General features: G+C 52.0%; 20 protein-coding genes and 2 tRNA genes. 12 read left to right on the top strand and 10 right to left on the bottom strand.

What is annotated here, in order from left to right:
• Positions 1-120 precede the first annotated feature (120 nt).
• Both GN242_RS09100 and ppsR read right to left on the bottom strand, forming a co-directional pair.
• A complete protein-coding gene (locus GN242_RS09100) occupies positions 121-1,167 on the bottom strand; it encodes a 3-deoxy-7-phosphoheptulonate synthase (RefSeq protein WP_154751385.1) in 1,047 nt (348 codons plus the stop codon).
• 148 nt (positions 1,168-1,315) lie between these two features.
• The gene (gene ppsR, locus GN242_RS09105; RefSeq protein ID WP_154751384.1) at positions 1,316-2,149 is read right to left on the bottom strand and encodes a posphoenolpyruvate synthetase regulatory kinase/phosphorylase PpsR; all 834 of its coding nucleotides are present in this window, start codon (positions 2,147-2,149) and stop codon (positions 1,316-1,318) included.
• A 472-nt stretch (positions 2,150-2,621) separates the two neighbouring features.
• On the opposite strand from ppsR, the gene ppsA reads away from it, so the two are divergent.
• A complete protein-coding gene (ppsA, locus tag GN242_RS09110; RefSeq protein ID WP_154751383.1) occupies positions 2,622-5,000 on the top strand; it encodes a phosphoenolpyruvate synthase in 2,379 nt (792 codons plus the stop codon).
• Between the two features lie 476 nt (positions 5,001-5,476).
• Here the strand turns inward: ppsA and ydiK are convergent, their stop codons facing one another.
• Positions 5,477-6,601: an AI-2E family transporter YdiK gene (gene ydiK / locus GN242_RS09115; RefSeq protein WP_154751382.1), complete on the bottom strand. Its 1,125-nt coding sequence runs from the start codon at positions 6,599-6,601 to the stop codon at positions 5,477-5,479.
• Positions 6,602-6,963: 362 nt separating this feature from the next.
• On the opposite strand from ydiK, the gene ydiJ reads away from it, so the two are divergent.
• Positions 6,964-10,020 (top strand): D-2-hydroxyglutarate dehydrogenase YdiJ, encoded by a 3,057-nt coding sequence (gene ydiJ / locus GN242_RS09120; RefSeq protein ID WP_156287329.1) that lies wholly within the window; start codon positions 6,964-6,966, stop codon positions 10,018-10,020.
• On the top strand, positions 10,020-10,433 hold the full coding sequence (locus tag GN242_RS09125; protein WP_154751380.1) for a hotdog fold thioesterase: 414 nt from the start codon (positions 10,020-10,022) through the stop codon (positions 10,431-10,433). The genes ydiJ and GN242_RS09125 overlap by 1 nt, the downstream gene beginning before the upstream one ends.
• 63 nt (positions 10,434-10,496) lie before the next feature.
• Here GN242_RS09125 and GN242_RS09130 read toward each other — a convergent pair whose 3' ends face one another.
• Positions 10,497-10,901 carry a hypothetical protein gene (locus GN242_RS09130; RefSeq protein ID WP_154751379.1) on the bottom strand — a complete coding sequence of 135 codons (405 nt, stop codon included), beginning with the start codon at positions 10,899-10,901 and terminating at the stop codon, positions 10,497-10,499.
• Positions 10,902-11,292: 391 nt separating this feature from the next.
• Between GN242_RS09130 and sufA the strand changes: the two genes are divergently transcribed.
• The 7 genes from sufA (at position 11,293) to GN242_RS09165 (ending at position 18,409) form a co-directional block, all read left to right on the top strand.
• Complete coding sequence (sufA, locus tag GN242_RS09135) at positions 11,293-11,667, top strand: Fe-S cluster assembly scaffold SufA (RefSeq protein ID WP_154751378.1); 375 nt, start codon at positions 11,293-11,295, stop codon at positions 11,665-11,667.
• 5 nt (positions 11,668-11,672) lie between these two features.
• Complete coding sequence (gene sufB / locus GN242_RS09140) at positions 11,673-13,166, top strand: Fe-S cluster assembly protein SufB (RefSeq protein WP_154751377.1); 1,494 nt, start codon at positions 11,673-11,675, stop codon at positions 13,164-13,166.
• Positions 13,167-13,216: 50 nt separating this feature from the next.
• Entirely contained in the window at positions 13,217-13,963 is a 747-nt protein-coding gene (sufC, locus tag GN242_RS09145) for a Fe-S cluster assembly ATPase SufC (protein WP_154751376.1), read from the top strand.
• Entirely contained in the window at positions 13,938-15,215 is a 1,278-nt protein-coding gene (gene sufD / locus GN242_RS09150) for a Fe-S cluster assembly protein SufD (protein ID WP_154751375.1), read from the top strand. The genes sufC and sufD overlap by 26 nt, the downstream gene beginning before the upstream one ends.
• Entirely contained in the window at positions 15,215-16,435 is a 1,221-nt protein-coding gene (gene sufS, locus GN242_RS09155) for a cysteine desulfurase SufS (protein WP_154751374.1), read from the top strand. The genes sufD and sufS overlap by 1 nt, the downstream gene beginning before the upstream one ends.
• A 379-nt stretch (positions 16,436-16,814) precedes the next feature.
• The gene (gene sufE / locus GN242_RS09160) at positions 16,815-17,237 is read left to right on the top strand and encodes a cysteine desulfuration protein SufE (RefSeq protein ID WP_154751373.1); all 423 of its coding nucleotides are present in this window, start codon (positions 16,815-16,817) and stop codon (positions 17,235-17,237) included.
• A gap of 140 nt (positions 17,238-17,377) precedes the next feature.
• Complete coding sequence (locus GN242_RS09165) at positions 17,378-18,409, top strand: L,D-transpeptidase family protein (protein WP_154751372.1); 1,032 nt, start codon at positions 17,378-17,380, stop codon at positions 18,407-18,409.
• A 106-nt stretch (positions 18,410-18,515) separates the two neighbouring features.
• On the opposite strand, the gene GN242_RS09170 is transcribed toward GN242_RS09165, so the two are convergent.
• Entirely contained in the window at positions 18,516-18,752 is a 237-nt protein-coding gene (locus tag GN242_RS09170) for a major outer membrane lipoprotein (protein ID WP_034895178.1), read from the bottom strand.
• A gap of 102 nt (positions 18,753-18,854) precedes the next feature.
• On the opposite strand from GN242_RS09170, the gene GN242_RS09175 reads away from it, so the two are divergent.
• Positions 18,855-19,049, top strand: coding sequence for a hypothetical protein (locus GN242_RS09175; RefSeq protein WP_154751371.1), 195 nt, complete (start codon positions 18,855-18,857; stop codon positions 19,047-19,049).
• A gap of 8 nt (positions 19,050-19,057) precedes the next feature.
• On the opposite strand, the gene pykF is transcribed toward GN242_RS09175, so the two are convergent.
• The 4 genes from pykF to GN242_RS09195 form a co-directional block, all read right to left on the bottom strand.
• Positions 19,058-20,470, bottom strand: coding sequence for a pyruvate kinase PykF (gene pykF, locus GN242_RS09180; RefSeq protein ID WP_154751370.1), 1,413 nt, complete (start codon positions 20,468-20,470; stop codon positions 19,058-19,060).
• A 420-nt stretch (positions 20,471-20,890) separates the two neighbouring features.
• A tRNA-Val gene (locus GN242_RS09185) sits at positions 20,891-20,967 on the bottom strand.
• A 211-nt stretch (positions 20,968-21,178) separates the two neighbouring features.
• Positions 21,179-21,255: transfer RNA gene (locus GN242_RS09190), tRNA-Val, on the bottom strand.
• A 146-nt stretch (positions 21,256-21,401) separates the two neighbouring features.
• The gene (locus tag GN242_RS09195; protein ID WP_156287330.1) at positions 21,402-22,775 is read right to left on the bottom strand and encodes an MATE family efflux transporter; all 1,374 of its coding nucleotides are present in this window, start codon (positions 22,773-22,775) and stop codon (positions 21,402-21,404) included.
• A gap of 286 nt (positions 22,776-23,061) precedes the next feature.
• On the opposite strand from GN242_RS09195, the gene GN242_RS09200 reads away from it, so the two are divergent.
• Positions 23,062-23,727, top strand: coding sequence for a riboflavin synthase subunit alpha (locus tag GN242_RS09200; RefSeq protein WP_154751369.1), 666 nt, complete (start codon positions 23,062-23,064; stop codon positions 23,725-23,727).
• 48 nt (positions 23,728-23,775) lie between these two features.
• On the opposite strand, the gene cfa is transcribed toward GN242_RS09200, so the two are convergent.
• Positions 23,776-24,924 carry a cyclopropane fatty acyl phospholipid synthase gene (cfa, locus tag GN242_RS09205; protein ID WP_154751368.1) on the bottom strand — a complete coding sequence of 383 codons (1,149 nt, stop codon included), beginning with the start codon at positions 24,922-24,924 and terminating at the stop codon, positions 23,776-23,778.
• Between the last annotated feature and the right edge of the window lie 39 nt (positions 24,925-24,963).

Raw genomic sequence — 24,963 nt, forward strand, 5'->3', positions numbered from 1 at the left:
TAATCATTATCAATGAAAGAGGCCGGTGCGCAAGCAGAAATTAACCGGCGGGTAACACTTAAGGGGCGAAAAGCATAATATGAAACGGGCCGACCCGTTGCAGGCCAGCCCGACGAAGGGTCAGAAGCGGGTGTCTACCGCCTGCGCCAGCTGCTCCAGTACGCTGACAGTATCTTCCCAGCCGAGGCAGGGATCGGTAATCGACTGACCATAAACCAGCGGCGTCTCCGCGAGCACCTTCTGCGTGCCTTCCTGTAAGAAGCTTTCAATCATCACACCTGCGATGGCACGCGATCCGTCACGGATCTGCTGTGACACGCTGGCGGAAACCTCTTTCTGTAAGCGATGCTGCTTCAGGCAATTACCGTGACTGAAATCGATAACCAGCTGCTCCGGTAAATTAAATTCGCGCAGATGTGCTGCGGCAGCGGCTATATCTGCCGGGTGATAATTCGGCGCTTTACCGCCGCGCATAATGATATGTCCGGACGGGTTTCCGCTGGTCTGATAGATGGTCATCTGACCGCGTTTATCCGGCGAAAGGAACATATGGCTGACGCGGGCGGCGCGGATTGCGTCTACTGCAATGCGCGTATTGCCATCGGTACCGTTTTTGAAGCCTACCGGGCAGGAGAGTGCAGAGGCCATTTCACGGTGAATCTGGCTCTCCGTCGTACGGGCACCGATAGCGCCCCAGCTGATCAGGTCGGCAATAAACTGACCGATCACCATATCCAGAAACTCGGTGGCGGTGGGCATACCCAGAGCATTGATATCCAGCAGCAGTTTACGCGCCACCGCCAGCCCGTGGTTAACCCGGAAACTGCCGTCAAGATCGGGATCAGAGATCAGCCCCTTCCAGCCAACTACGGTACGCGGCTTTTCAAAATAGGCGCGCATCACGATTTCCAGGCGTGAGTGATATTTTTCACGCAGTACGTTTAAGCGTTCAGCGTACTCCAGTGCAGCCAGCGGGTCATGCAGCGAGCAGGGGCCTACCACCACCAGCAGGCGCGGATCTTCGCCGCTGAGAATTCGGGCAATACGCTTACGTGACGCTGTCACGTTTTCGACGATGGACGTGGTGATTGGCAGCCGATCCTGCAATTCAGCAGGCGTAACAAGGCTGTCGATGCGCGCGGTCCGCAGTTCATCTGTTTTGTTCATGGTGATCTCTAAATTTTTGTCTTCACAACGGCAGGAATACCGGGAAGTAATGGCGTTCACCTTAAACCAAAATGCGATGAATTCAACCGCCAAACAGCAGGGGAATAGCATTTCCGGCTCCATTTAAAAGCAGCCGGAAGTGGAAGATTCAGTACATACGGCGCGTAAGTCCCATGATATCGAGGATCTTAGTGGCGATCTCCTCAACGGAATAATTGGTGCTGTTAAGGTAACGAATCTGGTTAGTACGGTACAAAGCTTCAACTTCGCCCACCTCCATACGGCACTGGCGCATGGAAGCATAGCGGGTATTTTCTGCCCGCTCCTGACGGATGGCCGCCAGACGTTCAGGATCGATGGTTAAGCCAAACAGCTTGTTCTGGAAGGTTTTCAGCGCCGGAGGCAGCTTCAGGTTATCCATATCATCGGCGATAAAAGGATAGTTAGCCGCGCGGATACCGAACTGCATGGCGAGATAGAGGCTGGTGGGGGTTTTACCGCAGCGCGATACTCCCAGCAGAATAACCTGAGCATCTTCCAGCCCACGCAGCGAGATGCCGTCATCGTGTGCCAGGGTGTAATCGATGGCGGCGATACGCGCATCATATTTGCCAAGATTACTGGCGGTCAGACCATGGGTGCGGTTGGCAACGGGCGCGGGGTCAACCCCCAGCTCCTGCTGTAGCGGTGCCACCAGCGACTGGACGATATCCTGACAGAAGCCATCGCTTTGCAGAATAATCTCGCGAATTTCCGGGCTGACAACCGAAATAAATACCAGCGGACGCACGCCGCTCTGCTGATAGAGGGCATTAATCTGCGCTTTTACCGCCTGAGCGCGCTGCACATTTTCCACAAACGGCAGGGTGACGCTTTGCGTCACAACGGGAAACTGCGACAGCACGGCATGGCCAAGGACTTCGGCAGTAATGGCGGTGCCATCTGAAATATAAAAAACACTACGTTCGGCGTTCACGTCCATTTTATCTCCGCAGGCAGGGGTAGAGTGCAGACTAAATTAATCCGTACTGATAAAGCAAATCGTGATGCGGGTTGCAAAACAGAACGAAAAAACCATTTTTTATATAAATGAACATTTTGTTTTTATAAAATCAGAGAAATCTCTATAAATTAGAAAATGAAATGATGTTTCTGTTAATTATGCATATTTACCGCCCTTTCAAATAAAAGCATGCGCATATGGAATCATTTTTTGTTGCGCAAGCGCTGTTTTAACTTTTACGACTGATTGATTTTAACTGATTGATTAAACACAACAAAAATAATTAATCTTGTTGCGCAACGCTGATGTTATAAGCGGAGAAATCTTAAAAATAAAAAAATCATCTGCTTGAACGATTCACCACTTTAACAATTCGGCTTATCTGTGCCAGTCTCAAGAAGCAATGCTGTATCCCAGTTATTTCTAATTAAATCTTACAAGGATTGCTTCAATGTCCAATAAAGGCCAATTGCCGCTAGTGCTCTGGTATAACCAGCTTGGCATGAACGATGTGGATCGGGTGGGGGGCAAAAATGCATCCCTGGGTGAAATGATTACTAACTTGTCATCGTTGGGCGTCTCTGTGCCAAACGGTTTTGCGACAACCTCGGAAGCGTTCAACCTGTTTCTCGACCAAAGCGGCGTCAATCAGCGGATCTATGATCTGCTGGATAAGACCAATATTGATGATGTTGATGAGCTGGCAAAGGCGGGTAAACAGATTCGTCAGTGGATTGTTGAAACTCCGTTTACTCCCGAACTAGAGCAGGCGATTCACCAGGCCTACAACCAGCTCTCTGCCGATGATGCCGAAGCCTCTTTCGCCGTGCGCTCATCGGCCACTGCTGAAGATATGCCGGATGCTTCTTTCGCCGGACAGCAGGAAACCTTCCTTAACGTACAGGGTTATGATGCGGTGCTGGTGGCGGTGAAGCATGTATATGCCTCATTGTTCAACGACCGTGCAATCTCGTACCGTGTACATCAGGGCTACGATCATCGTGGTGTAGCGCTCTCCGCTGGCGTACAGCGCATGGTGCGCTCCGATCTCGCCTCATCAGGTGTAATGTTTACCATTGATACCGAATCTGGCTTCGATCAGGTGGTGTTTATTACCTCCGCCTTCGGTCTGGGCGAAATGGTGGTGCAGGGGGCCGTAAACCCGGATGAGTTCTACGTGCACAAACCAACGCTGGCCGCCGGGCGTCCGTCGATTGTGCGCCGTAATATGGGCTCGAAAAAAATTCGCATGGTTTACGCCGACTCACAGGAGCATGGCGAGCAGGTAAGAATTGAAGATGTGCCAGAAGCAGAGCGCGACCGGTTCTCCCTTACTGACGACGAAGTGGAAGCGCTGGCGGCACAGGCCGTGCAGATTGAGAAACACTACCAGCGCCCGATGGATATTGAATGGGCAAAAGATGGCCATACCGGCAAGCTGTTTATCGTGCAGGCGCGTCCGGAAACCGTGCGTTCTAACGGTTCAGTGATGGAGCGTTACACGCTACAGGGTAAAGGTAAAGTGGTGGTTGAAGGCCGCGCAATCGGCCATCGAATCGGCGCGGGTGAAGTAAAAGTCATTCACGATATCAGTGAAATGAACCGTATTGAAAAAGGCGACGTGCTGGTAACTGATATGACCGACCCGGATTGGGAACCGATCATGAAGAAGGCCTCAGCCATTGTTACAAATCGCGGAGGACGAACATGTCACGCGGCGATTATTGCCCGCGAACTGGGTATTCCGGCGGTGGTAGGCTGCGGTAACGCAACCGATATTCTGAAAGACGGGCATAAAGTGACGGTTTCCTGCGCGGAAGGTGACACCGGCTATGTCTATGATGACCTGCTCGATTTTGAAGTTAAAAGCTCGCAGGTTGACGAAATGCCGTCGCTGCCGCTGAAAATCATGATGAACGTAGGTAACCCCGATCGCGCATTTGACTTCGCCTGCCTGCCTAATGAAGGTGTCGGTCTGGCGCGACTGGAGTTCATTATTAACCGCATGATCGGCGTACACCCGAAAGCATTGCTCGAGTTTGATCAACAGACCCCGGAGCTTCAGCAGCAGATCCGCGGAATGATGAAAGGCTTCGACGATCCGCTTGAGTTCTATATTGGCCGCCTGACCGAAGGGATTGCCACGCTGGGTGCTGCATTTGCACCTAAGCGCGTAATTGTGCGCTTGTCCGACTTTAAAACTAACGAATACGCCAATCTTGTGGGCGGTGACCGATATGAGCCGGAAGAGGAGAACCCGATGCTGGGCTTCCGCGGTGCCGGTCGTTACGTTGCTGACAGCTTCCGTGACTGCTTCGCGCTGGAATGTGCGGCAGTTAAACGGGTACGCAACGATATGGGGCTGACCAACGTTGAGATTATGGTGCCTTTCGTTCGTACCGTGGCACAGGCGAAGGCGGTGGTAGAGGAGCTTGAGCGTCAGGGGCTGAAGCGCGGCGAGAACGGGCTCAAGATCATTATGATGTGCGAGATCCCATCCAATGCGCTACTGGCTGAAGAGTTCCTGCAATACTTTGACGGTTTCTCCATTGGCTCCAACGATATGACGCAGCTGACGCTGGGGCTGGATCGTGATTCTGGCGTAGTGTCTGAGCTTTTCGATGAGCGTAACGACGCGGTGAAAGCGCTGCTGTCGATGGCTATTCGCGCCGCGAAGAAGCAGGGAAAATACGTGGGGATCTGTGGCCAGGGGCCATCCGACCATGAAGATTTTGCAGCATGGCTGATGGAAGAGGGCATCGACAGTTTGTCCCTCAACCCGGATACCGTGGTGCAGACCTGGCTGAGTCTGGCTGAGTTAAAGAAATAACGCGGAGAGCAAACAGCGGATCGGCTAAACCCGATCCGTACTGATAATCCGGCATCTGAACAGGGATAATCGCCAGTCGATTATCCTTTTTTTATCTCTGATTTTGGGCAAAAAAAAGCCCATCACAGTGGATGGGCAAAGACTACACACAGCAATTCTTTTACTCAGGGGAAATGAGTTGTTTAGAAACCATTGAGTTGGCTTCAAACCTGATATCCATACTATGCAACCGCGTTCCAGGCGTCTTTAAGAATCATCTTATTAGTTTAAAAGTAGTAATACTTTTACGCCTGTCTGGCTATTTTTGACGCAACAAGGTGAGGAAAATCTCATCAATTAACAGAGGTCTGGCCTGAAACGGCTAAAAAACGCGGTTTAGTGATAAATTCTATTAATGAAATTCAGAATTTGTGAAACGGATATATTCCAGCCACTAATGTTTGCAGCCGGCGGGCCGGCTGCAAACAACATGACGATTACGCTTTTGGCGGCTGCGCTTCGGCCTCAATTTCAGCCAGTTCTTCCACCACCGCCAGCGGATCCTCCTCTGGTGCCGGGGCTTCATGCACCCAGACAGAAACCAGCCGGTAGGAGACGGCCAGCACCACCGGGCCGATAAATAAACCAATCATTCCAAAGGCAATCAGGCCGCCAATCACACCTGACAGGATAAGTATCATTGGTAAATCGGCACCCATGCGAATCAGCATAGGTCGCAGCACGTTGTCCAGCGTGCCGACCACGCAGCTCCAAATCAGCAGTACCGTGCCCCAGGTGGTGTCCCCACTCCAGTAGAGCCAGATGATCGCCGGAACCAGCACAACCAGAGGGCCAAGCTGCACCAGGCAGGAGAGAATCATCAGCACCGTCAAAATAGTGGCATAAGGAATTCCGGAGATTGCCAGCCCGATCCCGCCCAGCACACCCTGCACTAACGCTGTGACCACCACCCCAAGCGCCACCGCACGGATTGCCTGCCCGGCCAGCAGCACCGCTGCATCTCCCCGGCGTGACGCCAGGCGAAAGGCAAAGTGACGAATGCCGTGCCCGACTTGCTCACCGCGCCAGTACAGCAGCACGCTGAACAGCAACATCAGACCAAGATGCATCATAAAACGGCCAAAATGACCGGCCTGAGCAAAGAAAAATCCTGTGGTGCGGCCAATATAGGGCTGAATTTGTGCCAGCAGGGCAGAGCCGCCCCCGGCCAGCAGATGGTTATAGGCCGAATACAGTTTTCTGCCAACCAGTGGGATGCTGCGTATCCAGTGCAGTTCCGGCATTTGCAGATGGCCGGAGCCGAGCCAGGCCAGCATTGGTGCGCTGTTCTCTATCAGGCCGTTGACCAGTACGGCAACGGGAATAATAAACACCAGGATCAGCAGCAGAGTCATCACCAGCACCGCCAGCCCACGGCGGCCCCATAGCCACTCCTGAACTTTGATCATTAACGGCCAGGTGGCGATAACCACCATGCTGGCCCAGGCAAACCCCAGGATAAAGGGTTGCACCACCCAGAAACACGCAACAATCATGATGCTGATAAACAGCAGCGTAAACACGATTTGCGGTAAGTCCCAAGCTTTTTGCGCGTTCTTCATCGATTAACAATGGCCTCAGTAAAATGCGATATATCTCTTAAAATCAGTGCTGACGCTGCGGTTAAGCTGGCTCTGATGTTTTAATCATGATGTATGAAGTCGTTTCCTGACAGAAACAACAGGTTATTCTTTTACTACGTTTTTTGAAATCGCGGCAGGTCATAAAAAAATATGATATACCCTAAATAATCCGGGGTGCGGGCGGGCGGTATCGCAGCGAATCCCCAGGAGCCTGGATCGGTAAGTATCCGGGCCGAATTGCGAGAAAAGCCAGCGATCCTGAGCTTGAAGTATCTCGAAGTACATATCCTGAATAATTTGAGCAACGCACACGATTCACATAACTTTTTGGTCACCCGATAATGATCCCACAGATTTCACAGGCACCGGGTCTTGTTCCGCTGGTGCTGAGTTTTTTGGATGCCCTAAAACAGAACGGTTTTAGCGGCGATACGGCGACAAGCTATGCCGACCGTCTGATTATGTCTACTGACAACAGCATTTATCAGCTGTTGCCCGATGCGGTAATTTTCCCCCGTTCTACGGCTGACGTCGCGCTGATTGCACGCCTCGCCGATGATATCCGCTTTGCATCCCTGGTTTTTGCACCACGCGGTGGCGGCACCGGCACTAACGGCCAGTCGCTCAACCAGGGCATTGTGGTGGATATGTCGCGTCATATGAAGCGCATTCTGGATATTAACGTCGAGGAAGGCTGGGTCAAAGTTGAAGCTGGCGTGATAAAAGATCAGCTCAATGCTTACCTGAAACCTTTTGGCTATTTTTTCTCCCCGGAACTGTCGACCAGTAACCGTGCCACCCTGGGCGGCATGATTAACACTGATGCTTCAGGACAGGGATCGCTGGTCTATGGCAAAACTTCCGACCACGTGCTGGGATTAAAAGCTGTGCTGTTGGGCGGTGAGGTAATGGATACTTACGCCATTCCGGTAAGCGAGGCGGAAAAACGCGCGCAGGTGCCGGGTGCGGAAGGCGACATCTACCGCGTGGTGCTGGATCGCTGTCGTGAACAGCGTGAACTGATCGTCGACAAGTTTCCTAAACTGAACCGCTTTCTTACCGGCTACGATCTGCGCCATGTGTTGAGCGATGATCTGCAACAGCTCGATCTGACGCGCATCCTGTGCGGTGCGGAAGGGACGCTGGCATTTATTGCAGAAGCGACGCTGGATATCACCCCGATCCCGAAAGTGCGGCGGCTGGTGAATATCAAGTATGACTCCTTTGACTCCGCGCTGCGTAATGCGCCGTTTATGGTTGAGGCGCAGGCGCTATCGGTGGAAACCGTTGACTCTAAGGTGCTGAACCTGGCGCGTGAAGATATCGTCTGGCACTCCGTTAGCGAACTGATCACCGACGTACCGGACAAAGAGATGCTTGGCCTGAATATGGTCGAATTTGCCGGAAATGATAAAGCGCTGATCGACAGTCAGGTGGAGTCGCTGTGCCAGCGCCTGGATACGCTGATGGTGCAGCGGCAGGGCGGGGTGATTGGCTATCAGCTGTGTAACGACGTTGCAGGCATTGAACGTATCTACGGTATGCGTAAAAAAGCTGTGGGGTTGCTCGGTAATGCCAAAGGCCGCGCCAAACCGATCCCGTTTGTCGAAGATACCTGCGTACCGCCGCAGAACCTCGCTGACTATATTGTTGAGTTCCGTGCACTGCTTGACGGGCATAACCTCAGCTACGGCATGTTTGGTCACGTAGACGCAGGAGTGCTGCATGTGCGCCCCGCGCTGGACATGTGCGACCCGCAGCAGGAGATGCTGATGAAGCAGATTTCTGATGAAGTGGTGGCGCTGACCGCACGCTATGGCGGCCTGCTGTGGGGCGAACATGGCAAAGGGTTCCGCGCTGAGTACAGTCCGGCGTTCTTCGGTGAGGTGCTGTACAACGAGCTGCGCCGCATTAAAGCGGCTTTTGACCCGGCTAACCGTCTCAATCCGGGGAAAATCTGCGCCCCGCTGGGGGTGGATGACCCGATGCTGAAAGTGGATGCGGTTAAACGCGGTACCTACGATCGTCAGATCCCGGTTAATGTGCGCAGCGACTGGCGCGGTGCAATGGAGTGTAACGGTAACGGGCTCTGCTTTAATTTCGATGTGAAAAGCCCGATGTGCCCGTCAATGAAGATCACCAGCAACCGTATGCACTCGCCAAAAGGCCGTGCCACGCTGACGCGTGAATGGCTGCGTCTGCTGGCGGAGCAGGGCGTGGATCCACTGGTGCTGGAGCAGCAGCTGCCGTCGAAAGGCATCAGCCTGCGCGGCATGATCGAGCGTACCCGTAATAGCTGGCAGGCAAAACGTGGGCAGTATGACTTCTCCCATGAGGTAAAAGAGGCGATGTCCGGCTGTCTCGCCTGTAAAGCCTGTTCGACCCAGTGCCCGATTAAAATTGACGTACCCGGTTTCCGTTCGCGCTTCTTGCAGCTCTATCACACCCGCTATCTGCGCCCTGCCAGCGACTATCTGGTAGCCACGGTGGAGAGCTATGCGCCACTGATGGCCAAGGCGCCGAAAACCTTTAACTTCTTCCTGCGTCAGCCCTGGGTCAAATCTCTCAGCAAGCGCCATATCGGTATGGTCGATCTGCCGCTGCTGTCGTCACCGACTTTAAAACAGCAGCTGGCCGGGCATCGTGCATCCAGCACCACCCTGGAAGAACTGGAGAAGATGAGCGCGGAGCAGCGCGCGCAGTGTGTGCTGGTGGTACAGGATCCGTTTACCAGCTACTACGAAGCGCAGCTGATCGGTGATTTTGTTCAGCTGATTGAGAAACTGGGCTTCAGGCCGGTAGTGCTGCCATTTTCCCCTAACGGTAAAGCGCAGCATATTAAAGGCTTCCTGCAACAGTTTGCCCGTACGGCTCAGAAAACCGCTGATTTCCTCAATCGCGTGGCACAGTTAAATATGCCGCTGGTGGGTGTCGATCCGGCGCTGGTGCTTTGCTATCGTGATGAGTATCGTGAGGTGCTGGGCGAGAAACGCGGTAACTTCCACGTGCAGCTGGTGCATGAGTGGTTGCAAAACGCGCTGGCTGCCCGTGATCCTCAACCGGTAGCGCCAGCAGAACCCTGGTATCTGTTTGGCCACTGTACGGAAGTGACCGCTTTACCGGGGTCAGTTAAGCAGTGGGAAACGATCTTTGCCCGCTTCGGCGCGAAGCTGGAAAATGTCAGCGTCGGCTGCTGCGGCATGGCGGGTACCTACGGCCATGAAGCGAAAAATCTGGAGAACTCGCTGGGAATTTATGCACTTTCCTGGCAGCAGGCTCTGCAAAAATTGCCGCGTCAGCGCTGTCTGTCAACCGGCTACTCCTGCCGCAGTCAGGTCAAGCGTATTGAAGGTAGCGGTATACGCCATCCTCTACAGGCTTTACTGGAGATTGTTTAATGGGAATCTGGCAGCGTGAAGCAACGCTTGAGCAGCTAAATTTACGTAGTAAAGAGACAATGGTGGAGCATATCGGCATCCGCTTTACGCTACTGGATGATGACAGCATAGAAGCGGTAATGCCCGTCGATCGTCGGACGCGCCAGCCGTTTGGATTGCTGCATGGTGGCGCATCGGTGGTGCTGGCGGAAACCCTCGGCTCAATGGCTGGCTATCTCTGCACCACGGGTGAGCAGCAGGTCGTAGGCCTGGAAATCAATGCTAATCATCTGCGTGCTGCGCGTGAAGGAGAGGTGCGGGGAGTGTGCCGTGCCGTGCATATCGGGCGGCGCAATCAGGTGTGGCAAATAGAAATTTTCGACGACAATAACCGCTTGTGCTGTACGTCCCGCCTCACAACTGCTGTGATTTGACCTATAACCCCGTTATTTACGGGGTTTTTTTGCATCACCAGCACGCGTTATAATGCTTCCAGATTACATTATCCACGACGCGTGCTTAACAAACTCGCTTTGCAACACGCTCGCTTTATCCCATTCGCCATTCATTGCCAGCTGATGACAAAGGCGACTCAGGGAGTGGCGTGCCAGTTGCCAGGCCTGCATCCTGTAAAGCCGCTCGCGCGAGGTGTCGCTCAACTCAACAACCAGTCGTTGATGGAGTTTTCCCATAGCGTGAAGATAGCTCTGATCGTCGCCATTTAACTGGCAGAGTTCGGCCATGTCGAGGCAGGTATCATTGAACTTACGTAGCTGTTCAATGGAGCACTCAGGACGGTTTAACCTGGCCTGGGCCATATAAAAATCGACGGTCATATCACGTATGGAAAATTTGTACTCATCAATTTTATGTTGCAGCCACGCACTCATCGACAGATTCATTACGGGTTCCAGTCGCGCTAATGATAATCATTATCATATTATAATTACGTGAATATACAATCTCTGAGGCGGATTTTTTATTGATAACGCCCGCCTCTCAGAAAAATCGGTGATAACGATAAACGCTTTTTGAGCAATAGCTACAATAAAGCAGGTAATAAATTTGTTTTGAATAACAAAATATAAACATCTTGTTTTCAAACGCTTATCTTTTCCGTTGCAGGGCCTGACGGGCAGAGCGCAATCTGTTTCACAGGGTCTAAACTTAGATAAAGAGTCTCTAAAAATGGCCCTGAGCCTTTATCCCTGCAAAACAAGAGGTTGAAGTGATTCTGGTAATCACTAACATAGAGGCACTAGCCCGAAGGGCTAACGTATCGTGAGGTAAATTATGCAATCAGCAAATCCTGCCACTTTTTCTCCAGAAGACTTTATCTGGAAAGGTCTGACGCTTACCGACAGCGCAGCAAAACAAATCATCAACCTGGCCGCAGGCGACCCTGAGATTAAGGGCCTGAAGCTGGGTGTGAAGACCTCCGGCTGTGCCGGTTTTGGTTACACCATGGACATGGCGAAAGAACCAGCGGCAGATGATTTGGTGTTCAGCCATAACGGTGCGTTGTTATTCGTGCCCCTCCAGGCGATGCCTTACATTGACGGTACGGAAGTTGATTTCGTCCGTGAAGGCCTGAACCAGATTTTCAAATTTAATAACCCTAAAGCTCAACACGCCTGCGGCTGTGGTGAGAGCTTTGGCGTTGAGTGAAACTTATGTCCCGTAATACTGACGCGTCTGACGATGTACAGGTTTGGGAAGGCAGCCCTCAGAACTACAAAGAAGGCTTCTTTACCCAACTGCAAACCGAAGAGTTCGAGCACGGCATCAATGAAGATGTGGTGCGTGCAATCTCGGCTAAACGTAACGAACCTGAGTGGATGCTGGAATTCCGCCTGAAAGCTTTTGCCGCGTGGCTTGAAATGGAAGAGCCGCACTGGCTGAAAGCCAACTACAAAAAGCTGGATTATCAGGATTACAGCTACTACTCAGCGCCGTCATGCGGCAACTGTGATGACAGCTGTGCTTCAGAGCCGGGTGCGACTCAGGCCTCAGCGACTGATGCGCCAAATTACCTGACGCAGGAAGTGGAAGACGCATTCAAACAGCTGGGTGTTCCGGTTCGTGAAGGCCAGGAAGTGGCTGTTGATGCCATATTTGACTCCGTCTCTGTGTCGACCACCTACCGCGATAAGCTGGCGAAAGAGGGAATTATTTTCTGTTCGTTCGGTGAAGCTATCCATGAGCACCCGGAGCTGGTGCAACAGTACCTTGGCACCGTGGTTCCGGCTAATGACAACTTCTTCGCTGCGCTGAACTCGGCTGTCGCGTCTGACGGTACTTTCGTTTATATCCCGAAAGGGGTGCGTTGTCCGATGGAGCTGTCGACCTATTTCCGTATTAATGCGGCGAAAACCGGCCAGTTCGAACGCACAATCCTGATCGCCGATGAAGGCAGCTACGTGAGCTACATCGAAGGTTGCTCCGCGCCGGTGCGTGACACCTATCAGCTGCATGCAGCGGTGGTGGAAGTGATCATCCACAAAGATGCGGAAGTGAAATACTCCACGGTGCAGAACTGGTTCTCTGGTGGTGATTCTGAAGGCGGGATCCTCAACTTTGTGACTAAACGTGCGCTGTGTGAAGGGGCGAACAGCAAGATGTCCTGGACGCAGTCTGAAACAGGTTCGGCAATCACCTGGAAATATCCAAGTGTTATTCTGCGCGGCGACAACTCTATCGGTGAGTTCTTCTCTGTGGCGCTGACCAGCGGACGCCAGCAGGCGGATACCGGCACCAAGATGATTCACATTGGCAAAAATACCAAGTCGACCATCATCTCCAAAGGGATCTCTGCCGGAACCAGCCAGAATACCTATCGTGGTCTGGTGAAAATCATGCCAACCGCCACCAATGCGCGTAACTTTACTCAGTGCGACTCAATGCTGATTGGTGCCGAGTGTGGTGCGCATACCTTCCCTTATGTGGAAGTGCGTAACAACACCGCACAGTTAGAGCACGAAGCGACCACATCACGTATTGGCGAAGATCAGCTGTTCTACTGCCTGCAACGCGGGATCAGTGAAGACGATGCGATTTCTATGATTGTTAATGGCTTCTGCAAGGATGTCTTCTCAGAGCTGCCGCTGGAGTTTGCAGTGGAAGCGCAGAAACTGCTGGCAATCAGCCTCGAACACAGCGTGGGCTAACCCGCGCAAAGCATTGATATGGTGCCGGAAAGCACTGCGAAGGAAACATTATGTTAAGCATCAAAGATTTACAGGTAAGCGTAGAAGACAAAGCTATCCTGCGTGGATTGAATCTTGAAATCAAACCTGGGGAAGTTCACGCCATCATGGGGCCTAACGGCTCAGGGAAAAGTACCCTTTCTGCTACCCTGGCAGGGCGTGAAGACTATGAAGTCACCGGCGGTTCCGTTGAGTTTAAAGGCAAAGACCTGCTGGAACTGTCACCGGAAGATCGTGCGGGTGAAGGCATCTTTATGGCTTTCCAGTACCCGGTTGAGATCCCGGGAGTCAGCAACCAGTTCTTCCTGCAAACCTCTGTGAATGCGGTGCGCAAATACCGCGAGCAGGAAGCGCTGGATCGCTTTGATTTCCAGGACTTCATCGAAGATAAAATCCAGCTGCTGAAAATGCCTGAAGATCTGCTGACTCGCTCAGTCAACGTCGGTTTTTCCGGCGGTGAGAAAAAGCGTAATGATATCCTGCAAATGGCGATGCTGGAGCCGGATCTGTGCATCCTTGATGAAACTGACTCTGGTCTGGATATCGATGCCCTTAAAATCGTGGCAAACGGCGTTAACAATCTGCGCGATGGTAAACGCTCATTTATCATTGTTACGCACTACCAGCGTATTCTTGACTACATCAAGCCAGACTTCGTGCATGTGCTGTATCAGGGCAAAATTGTGAAATCAGGTGATTTCTCACTGGTTAAACAGTTAGAGGAGCAAGGCTATGGCTGGCTTACCGACGAAGAGTGATAATGCGTTGCAACAGTGGCATCACCTGTTTGAAACGCGTGGTGAAAGCCGTTCGTTGCAGGCACAACAGCACTGGCAGCAGCTGCTTCGTTTAGGCCTGCCTACGCGTAAGCAGGAAAACTGGAAATATACTCCGCTGGATTCGCTCCTGAGCCACCAGTTCGTGCTGCCTCATCCTGCGCAACTCAACGCTGCCACTATCGATGAGCTGGCGCTGGCGATTGACGCCGTGCGTCTGGTCTTTATCGACGGTCGCTTTGTTTCTGGGTTGAGCGACAGTGAGTTTGACCTGTTCTCCATTCAGGTGACCCAGGCGGCTGAACGCCGTGAGTTAAGCGCACCCATTCAGCCTGAGGTGTTCCTGCATCTGACGGAAAGTCTGGCGGAAGAGGTTACCACTATCCAGCTGGCGCGTGGCAAAGCAGCACCGCGTCCGCTCTATCTGCTGCACATCAGCAGCGGAAGCGCCACGGGCGAGATGAATACCTCGCACTACCGTCATCATCTTCAGCTTGAAGAAGCAGCAGAAGCGACGGTGATTGAGCATTACGTTACGCTCAACGGCTGCACCCACTTTACCGGCGCTCGTTTTACCGCCGACGTGGGTAATAACGCACAGCTGAAGCACTACAATCTCTGCTTTGAAGACCAGAGCAGCTATCACTTCTCACATAACGACCTGATGCTGGGCCGTGACGTGCGTGTGCAGAGCCACAGCTTCCTGCTGGGTGCGGGCCTGACCCGTCACAACACCAGCACCAGGCTGGAAGGTGAGGGCAGCGATCTGGTGATCAACAGCCTGATGCTGCCGCTGGACAAAGAAGTGTGCGACAGCCGCACCTATCTGGAGCACAACAAAGGTTATTGCCAGAGCCGTCAGCTGCATAAAACTATTGTGCGTGACCGCGCCCGTGCCGTGTTTAATGGCCATATCAAAGTGGCTAAATATGCGCTGAAAACCGACGGTCAGATGAGCAACAACAACCTGCTGCTGGGGCGTCTGGCAGAGGTGGATACCAAACCGCAGCTGGAAATCTATGCTGATGATGTGAAGTGCGGGCATGGTGCCACTATCGGACGTATCGACGAAGAGCAGATGTTCTACCTGCGCTCGCGTGGTATCGACGAAGCTGCGGCCCAGCGCATGATTATCTTTGCTTTTGCCGCTGAGTTAACCGAAGCCATTTCTGACGAGACTCTGAAAGAAGCCGTCATGCAGCGTATCGCACAGCGTTTCCCTGGAGGACTGTAATGAGTTTTGACCTGGCCCGCGTTCGGGCGGAGTTTCCGCTGCTCTCGCGTGAGGTCAACGGGCAACCGCTGGCCTATCTCGACAGTGCAGCCAGCGCGCAAAAGCCGCAGGCAGTCATTGACGCGGAAAGCCGCTTTTACCAGCACGGTTATGCTGCCGTGCACCGAGGTATTCACACGCTGAGTGCTGAAGCCACCACGGAAATGGAAAATGTGCGCGTCCAGGCGGCACAGTTTCTTAATGCTGCCTCAGCGGAAGAGATTGTCTTCGTTAAGGGCACCACTGAAGCGATTAATCTGGTTGCTCAGAGCTGGGGCGGCAGCCAGTTACAGCCGGGTGATAACATCATCATCACTGAGATGGAGCACCACGCTAATATCGTGCCGTGGCAGATGGTGGCCGAGCGCACCGGTGCTGAAGTGCGCTTTATTCCCCTGACTGCCAGCGGTGAGCTGGATATTACTCAGCTCCCTGCGCTGATTGACAGCCGTACCCGCCTGCTGGCGGTGACGCAGGTCTCCAACGTACTTGGTACTGAAAACCCGGTTAAAGCGCTGGTAGCGCAGGCTAAGGCCGCTGGAGTGGTCACGCTGATCGATGGCGCGCAGGCGGTAATGCATCACCATGTTGATGTGCAGGATCTGGACTGTGATTTTTATGCTTTCTCCGGGCATAAGATTTATGGGCCAACCGGGATTGGCATTCTGTATGGTCGAAAGGCGCTGCTGGATCAGATGCCGCCTTGGGAAGGGGGCGGGGCGATGATTGCTACCGTCAGCCTCACCAAAGGCACAACTTACGCCGCCGCTCCATGGCGTTTCGAAGCAGGTTCACCGAATACCGGGGCGATTATTGGTCTTGGCGCGGCGATGAAGTGGGTAAGCGATCTGGGTCTGGATGTAATTGCCGAACGCGAGCAGCAGTTAATGCGCTATGCACTGGATAAACTGGCATCTGTACCGGATCTGGTGATTTACGGCCCTCAGCAGCGCGCTGGCGTGATTGCATTTAATCTGGGTAAACACCACGCCTTTGACGTTGGCAGCTTCCTGGATCAGTATGGCATCGCTATTCGTACCGGTCATCACTGTGCCATGCCGTTGATGCACTATTATCAGGTGCCGGCCATGTGTCGCGCTTCTTTTGTTATCTATAATAGTGAAGAAGAAGCGGATCGCCTGGCCGCCGGGCTGACACGTATTCACCGTTTGCTGGGTTAAGCTTAACCCGTATCGCTCTTTGAGCGCGATGCATGCCTCGATTACCCGACACCGGTTCGTAGGGGCGATGCATGCCTCGATGACCCGACACCGGTTCGTATGGGCGATGCATGTCTCGGTTACCCGACACCGGTTCGTATGGGCGATGCATGTCTCGGTTACCCGACACCGACCCGTAGGGGCGAGGCATGCCTCGATTACCCGACACCGGCCCGTAGGGGCGATGCATGCCTCGATTACCCGACACCGGTTCGTAGGGGCGATGCATGTCTCGATTACCCGACACCGGTTCGTAGGGGCGATGCATGTCTCGATTACCCGACACCGACCCGTAGGGGCGAGGCATGCCTCGCCCTTGCGTTTTTAAAGTGAGGAAGCAATGGCAACTTTGCCAGATAAAGACAAACTGGTACGCAACTTTAATCGTTGTGCAAACCAGGAAGAGAAGTATCTCTACATTATTGAACTGGGTGCTCGTCTGCCTGAAGCCACAGACACGCTCCATCAGCCGGAAAACATTGTTCCAGGCTGCCAGAGCCAGGTATGGATTGTGGTTGATACTGACGAAAGCGGCTGCGTACGCCTGCAAGGCGACAGCGATGCTGCGCTGGTAAAAGGGCTGATTGCTATTGTCTTCGCGCTTTACCAGAAGATGACCCCGCAGGAAATTGTCGATTTCGACGTGCGTCCCTGGTTTGCCGAGCTTTCACTGACTCAGCAGCTCACTCCCTCCCGCTCACAGGGGCTTGAGGCGATGATTCGTGCCATCCGTAAGAAAGCGCTGATTCTTACTCAGGCGTGAGTTGCTACACTTCTCGGTAAGTACCCCGCTGCGCTACAGTGGGGTGTTTACGCAGGCTGAAGCCGGTTACCGTTGCGTTTATCGCGCGGCAATATGGGGTTCAGTCTGTGTACTTATCCATTCATAACCGAGAAATGCGCATGAAACTTTTTTACCGCTTTGCCGGGATTTCTGTTCTTACCTTTCTTGCCGGGATGCACTGCGCCAGCGCTACCGAGTACCCACTTCCCCCTGAAAACAGCCGTCTGATTGGTGAAAATACCACCTGGGTAGTGCCCGATGACCGGCAGCCGCTGGAATCAGTGGCGAAGAAATACAAAGTTGGTCTGCTTGGTTTGCTGGAAGCTAATCCGGGAACCGACCCGTGGTTGCCTAAACCGGGGACGCAGCTGACTATTCCTGCTCAGATGCTGCTTCCCGATACCAAACGTGAAGGGATCGTCGTTAACGTAGCGGAACTGCGGCTCTACTATTATCCAAAAGACGAAAACAAAGTGATTGTCTATCCGATTGGAATTGGCCAGCTGGGAGCCAATACGCCTGCCATGGTTACCAGCATCAGTCAGAAGATCCCCAATCCTACCTGGACACCAACCCCCAATATTCGTAAACGCTATGCGGCTGAAGGCAAATCACTGCCGGTTACCGTTCCTGCGGGGCCTGACAACCCTATGGGGCTGTATGCGCTGCGTCTGGCATACGGTAAGCAGCATTACCTTATTCACGGCACCAACGCAGATTTCGGTATCGGGATGCGTGTCAGCTCAGGCTGCATCCGTCTGCGCCCGGATGATATTGAAGCCCTGTTTAACAGCGTACCGAAAGGTACTCGTGTGCAGATTATCAATCAGCCGGTGAAATATGCGGTTGAACCGGACGGTAAACGCTACCTGGAAGTGCATCAGCCGCTGTCGCACAGTGAAAATGACGATCCGCAAACCATGCCGATTGCGCTGACGGCGGCCGCGAAGAAGTTTATCAACAGTGATGCCAGCGATCGTGCCGTGATTAAAGCGGCAATTGAACGCAGAGCGGGGATGCCAGTTCTGGTTAATGAAGGTGAGAAAGTGACAGGGGATAGTCCAGTGCCTGTTAACGAAGCACAGCGCGATCCTGCGGCCCTGAAAGGGAATGCTGCGCCAATCACTAAGGCTGGTAAGGGAAGTGCGTAGCGTTGATTACAGAGCGTTTTAAGTACTATTAAGAATACAAAGAAATATAGTGAAAAAAAGGCAAAAAAAATGGCGCACATTGTGCGCCATTTCATTACCAGAACTCTTACTTACGGTAAGAGTGAGCCTGGTTGTCCAGACGCTGGTTAGCACGAGCTGCGTCATCTTTAGCAGCCTGAACGTCAGAACGGATTGCGTTCACGTCGTTGCTCAGCTGGTCAACTTTAGCGTTCAGAGTCTGCACGTCGGTAGACAGCTGATCGATTTTAGCGTTGCTTGAGCAACCAGCCAGCATAGTTGAAGCCAGGATTACCGCGCCCAGTACCAGTTTAGTACGATTCATTATTAATACCCTCTAGATTAAGTTAATCTCCATGTAGCGTTACAAGTATTACACAAAGTATTTTCTAATGAGAATAATTTTTTGATGAGAAAGTGCTTAAACTTGATCGTTCGCTCAAAGAAGCATCTTATTTCTGATTTTTTACAAAAAATGAAGCTAAAACAGGCGATTTTAATTGGAGGGATGATCGGATTTGCGGTGATTAAATCGTTAATTTCGATTGGACGCTTTGTTAAACACCTTACTCAAGTTATAAAAAAAGCGCCACTCGGGGCGCTTTTTATCTACAAGGCGTAATCTTTCAATTAGAGAACGTGGACCGATGCAGTATTTGTGGTTCCACTTGGAACCAGCGCACCAGAAACCATCACAACCACATCTCCTTTCACAGCATAGCCGCTTGCCTCTGCCGCTTCTTTACCCAGGCGGTAGAAATCGTCAGTAGAGGCGATCTCTTTCACCACAGAAGTGATGATGCCTTTGCTCAGTAACAGCTGACGCGAAGTCTGTTCATTGGTGGTCAGCGCAAGGATAGTTGCGTGCGGGAAGTACTTACGAATTGATTTCGCAGACTTACCGCCTTCGGTAGCGACAACAATCAGCGGAGCTTCCAGTTTTTCAGCAGTTTCTACCGCACCACGGCATACCGCTTCGGTAATGCGCATTTTGCGGTTGTCATGCTGAGAATCGATGCGGCTCTTCATCACGCGGTCAGTACGCTCGCAGATGGTCGCCATGATGGTGACAGACTCCAGCGGGTATTTCCCTTTGGCGCTCTCACCTGACAGCATGACAGCATCAGTACCGTCCAGGATGGCGTTAGCAACGTCACCCGCTTCCGCACGGGTAGGGCGCGGGTTTTTGATCATTGAGTCAAGCATCTGGGTTGCAGTGATAACCACTTTACGTGCGCGGTTACACTTCTTGATCATCATCTTCTGCGCGAAGATCACTTCTTCAACCGGGATCTCAACGCCGAGGTCACCACGAGCGACCATGATACCGTCTGAGGCATCAAGGATTTCGTCGAAGTTGTTCAGGCCTTCCTGGTTTTCGATTTTAGAGATGATCTGAATGTGTTCGCCGCCGTGTGCTTTCAGATGCTCACGGATTTCAATCACGTCTGAACGTTTACGGATGAACGAGGCAGCAACAAAATCAACGCCCTGTTCACAGCCGAAGATCAGATCCAGCTTGTCTTTTTCAGCCAGCGCAGGCAGCTGAATGGAAACGCCCGGCAGGTTAACGCCTTTGTTTTCGCCCAGATCGCCGTTGTTCAGTACTTTACATACCACGGTGCTTTCAGTGACTTCGGTAACTTCCATACCGATTAAGCCATCGTCAACCAGCACGGTGTTACCGATTTTCAGGTCAGCGGCGAAGCCAGCGTAGGTGACAGCCACGGTATCAGCATTACCGATAACGGTCTGATCGGTGGTGAAGGTGAAGGTCTGACCCGCTTTCAGGGAAGCATCATTTCCGCCTTCCAGTTTCATGGTGCGGATTTCAGGGCCTTTAGTATCCAGCAAAATAGCAGCCTGGTGACCGCTTTTGCTCATGACTGAGCGCAGGTTAGCAATACGCTGACCGTGCTCTTCATAGTTCCCGTGGGAAAAGTTCAGACGCATCACGTTCATGCCAGCATCAAGCAGATTGGTCAACATCTCTTCAGATTCGGTTTTTGGGCCGATAGTACAAACGATCTTAGTCTTTTTCATGACGATTTATCTATAAGTTGTGATGGATGATTAAAACTGACTCCCGGCGGTATAGAACCTCCGGACGGAAAAATTGCGTTGTAAAAACGGCGATACGTAAGGATAGGTGATGGAGTAAAAGCGTGCAGGGCAAATAAAGACGCGGTTTCGGCGCAGACGCAGCAAGACGTTGCGCAACAGGTACTCGTTATAAATTGAGGGGTAACCATACGCTGAAACCATTCAAGTGAAACAACGTTCCGTATTATAGTCGCTAAGTCTACGAAAACCAATTAAAAAGCATTAAATAGCCTGTGCCTATGATGCGTATCAAATTCGTTGCGCAAACGCAGCATAAAGTAAGGATAATCTGAAAGATTAAAGGGTTTAGTTTTTGAAAAAAGAGGGGAGTGAACAACAGAAAAGTGGATTTCAAGAAATTGGTGCGTCTGAATGGACTCGAACCATCGACCCCCACCATGTCAAGGTGGTGCTCTAACCAACTGAGCTACAGACGCAAATTACTTCGTCTTTCGCACTTCAGCTTTGTTAGCTGCCTTCGTTCACCTCAGTCACATACCGATGTATGCTCCTGCGGACTCACTCAGTTGCTGCCGCGCTGTAGCACGAAATACTCGTACTTAGACTACTTCGTTTCACACTTCAGCTTTGTTGCTGTAGCACGAAATAACCGTAATTCGAAATACTTCATCTTTCGTAGAAGAAAGATGGTGCGTCTGAATGGACTCGAACCATCGACCCCCACCATGTCAAGGTGGTGCTCTAACCAACTGAGCTACAGACGCAAATTGCTGTCATGGTGACAACGGGGACGAATATTAGCGGCACCCTGAGCGACTGGCAAGGAGAAAAAAGGTTTTTCCTGCCTGATTGCTGCGCAACTGTGCGAAGCGCAGCAATTTTAATCACCTGGCAGCGAAATAATCGGAAATTAACGCGCAGCACGCGTCAAAATCATCTCCGCAGGCTGACGTTGCAGACGACGAATACGCCAGATCATCATCACAGCTGAGGAGGTCAGGCCGATAATAAAGCCCGTCCAGAAACCGGATGGCCCCATCGCAGGTACCACCCAGTCCGTCATTGCCAAAATATATCCGCTTGGCAGGCCGAGGATCCAGTAGGCAACAAAGGTGATAAAGAAAATTGACCGCGTATCTTTGTAGCCGCGCAAAATACCACTGCCAATCACCTGAATCGAATCAGAGAACTGATACACCGCCGCCAGGAACATCAGCTGCGCCGCCAGAGTAATAACCTCCGGGTTATCGGTATACAGCAGCGCTATCTCCTCGCGGAAGGTAACGGTAAACAGAGCTGTCAGGCAGGCCATGCAGATACCCACGGCCTGAGCTGTCCATGCAGCCACTTTTGCCTGTTCAACAGACCCCTGACCGAGACGGAAACCCACGCGAATCGTTGTTGCTACGCCCAGTGACAGCGGCAGTACAAACATCAGTGAACTGAAGTTCAGGGCAATCTGGTGACCCGCGACTTTTACAATGCCCATTGGTGAAACCAGCAGGGCGACCACGGCGAATAACGTCACCTCAAAAAAAAGTGCCAGCGCGACCGGAAGCCCAAGCCCCGCCAGGCGGCGTAATGCTTTCCAGTCAGGCGCACTGAAGCGCTCCGGAACATGGATATCGCGCATTGATCTCGCACGGTTCACCCAGGCTTTCATCACGATAAACATCACCCAGTATACGGAGGCAGTCGCCACGCCGCAGCCTACGCCGCCGAGTGCAGGCATTCCGAAGTGGCCGTAAATAAAGATGTAGTTCACCGGAATGTTAACCAGCAGGCCGAGAAAGCCCATTACCATACCCGGTTTGGTTTTAGATAAACCTTCACACTGATTACGTGCCACCTGGAAAAACAGATAGCCCGGAGCGCCCCACAGCAGCGCATGCAGGTAGCCTACGGCTTTCCTCGACAGCTCGGGGTCAACATTGTGCATCGCACCGATAAGGTATCCGGCATTATACAGCACCACCATTATCAGCACTGAAACCATGCCAGCCAGCCAGTAAGCCTGACGAACCTGATGAGCAATACGTTCGCGGCGACCTGATCCATTGAGTTGAGCCACCACCGGTGTCAGCGCGAGGATCAAACCATGACCAAATAGAATGGAGGGTAACCAGATTGAGGTTCCCACTGCAACGGCGGCCATATCCGTGGCGCTAACGGCACCGGCCATTACTGTATCAACAAAGCCCATGGCAGTTTGCGCAACCTGCGCAAGGATCACCGGAATAGCAAGGGCTAATAACTGACGCGCCTCTGAGAGGTACTTCTGCACAAATACACCTTTTTAATTTTATCCACTATGTTCCGCGCCTGCTGGTCGCAACGTGAAATCCACTGGGGAGCTGAATGATGAAAAGACACTGCTGAAGAAATATACGGCATTTACGATGACGCCGGCAGAGCAGGCGTTACATTCTAGTGTCCATGCTGAAAATAGCCAATCTTCTGATACGAGAATCGCTCTTTATGTCACGCAAATATACTGTGCTTTATTTGGTTTTGTTGCGATGCCAGGGCAAACTAACCACAGCGAAAACACATTGATTGAGGCAACAGCTATGTTTACCGGTATTGTGCAGGGCACCGCAAAGGTGCTGGAAATTGACGAAAAACCTAATTTTCGTACCCACGTGATACAAATGCCGGAGGCGTTACTGCCAGGGCTCGAACTGGGTGCGTCTGTCTCCCATAATGGTTGCTGCCTGACAGTAACCGAAGTGGATGGTGACCGCGTCAGTTTTGATCTGGTAAAAGAGACGCTGCGTATTACTAATCTGGGCGATCTGAAAGTAGGCGATGCCGTTAACGTTGAACGCGCTGCAAAATTCAGCGATGAAATTGGCGGACATCTGATGTCGGGGCACATTATGACCACGGCGGAGATCAGTAAAATACTCACCTCAGAAAATAATCGTGAGATCTGGTTTAAACCGCAGGACTCCAGCCAGATGAAATATATTCTGCATAAAGGTTTTGTTGGCATCGACGGTATCAGTCTGACGGTGGGGGAGGTCACGCGGACAAAATTTTGTGTCCACCTGATCCCGGAAACACTGATGCGCACCACCTTAGGCAGCAAGCGCCTCGGGCAGCGTGTGAATATCGAGATTGATCCGCATACTCAGGCAATTGTTGAGACCGTTGAGCGCGTTCTCGCTCAGCGTGAAGCCGCGCTACTGGCTGCTGCTATCAGCGAGCAGCAGAATGAAACACCTGAGGCATAAAGCATAAAAAAGGGCGACACCACGTCGCCCTTTTTACTTGCTGCATATTTAGCGCGCCACGCGCAGCCCGCCTTGCTTTCCATGCGTAAACACCACCTGCCACAGCTGAATATCCCTTGCGCGAAATGCACCGGCACAAGAATTCAGATAGTAAGTGAACATTCTTTTAAAACGCTCACCGTACTTATCAGAGAGCTGAGGCCAGGCGTTGATAAAGCGCTGATACCAGTGCATCAGTGTGACATCATAATCAGCACCGAAATTGTGCCAGTCCTCCATAACAAACCATGGTTCACTGGCTTCCGCAATATGCCGCACTGACGGCAGGCAGCCGTTAGGGAATATATATTTATCAATCCATGGATCAACATTGTTGTTGGTCTTATTCGCGCCAATCGTATGCAGCAGGAAAATGCCCTCTGGTTTCAGATTGCGGTTGACCACGTCAAAATAGGTAGCATAATTTTTCGGCCCGACATGCTCAAACATCCCGACGGAAACAATTCGGTCGAATTGTTCGGACAGATCACGGTAATCCTCAAGCAGAATGGTGACATCCAGTCCCTCGCAACGCTGCTGTGCCAGTTTTTGCTGTTCAACTGAAATGGTGACACCTGTGACGCTCACGCCAAAATTGCGCGCTGCGTATTCCGCCAGTCCACCCCAGCCGCAGCCTATATCCAGCAGCGACATGCCCGGCTCCAGATTCAGCTTCTCACAAATCATCTGCAATTTAGCTTCCTGAGCCTCTTCCAGCGTACGGGCCTGTTTCCAGTAAGCACAGGAGTACTGCATATAGGGATCGAGCATCAGAGTGAACAAGTCATTGCCCAGATCATAATGCTCTTTGCCAACAATCCACGCGCGCTTACGTGATTGCAGATTGGTGATACGTGCAGCGACCACACGCAGCGTATCGCGGAAATGATGCGGGAGCTGCTGATCCAACTTTGCCTGTAAAATACGCTGGAAAAAAACATCCAGCCGTTCACATTGCCACCAGCCATCCATATAGCTTTCACCTAACCCCAGCGAACCTTCCTGCAATACGCGTTTGAAAAAATCGGGGTTAGAGATCTGGATATCCCAGGGGCGGGATCCGTTGATTTCGATATTTGCCTGACTCAACATCTCCTGCACGATGCGATACCACGGATTGTCTTCCAGGCTCACTTCTTCTATACACGATGAACTCATAGCTTCTCCATCACCCTGTGTGATTGAAACCTGAGAAAA

Origin of the sequence: Erwinia sorbitola (assembly GCF_009738185.1) — a bacterium.
Taxonomy (GTDB): Bacteria; Pseudomonadota; Gammaproteobacteria; order Enterobacterales; family Enterobacteriaceae; genus Erwinia; species Erwinia sorbitola.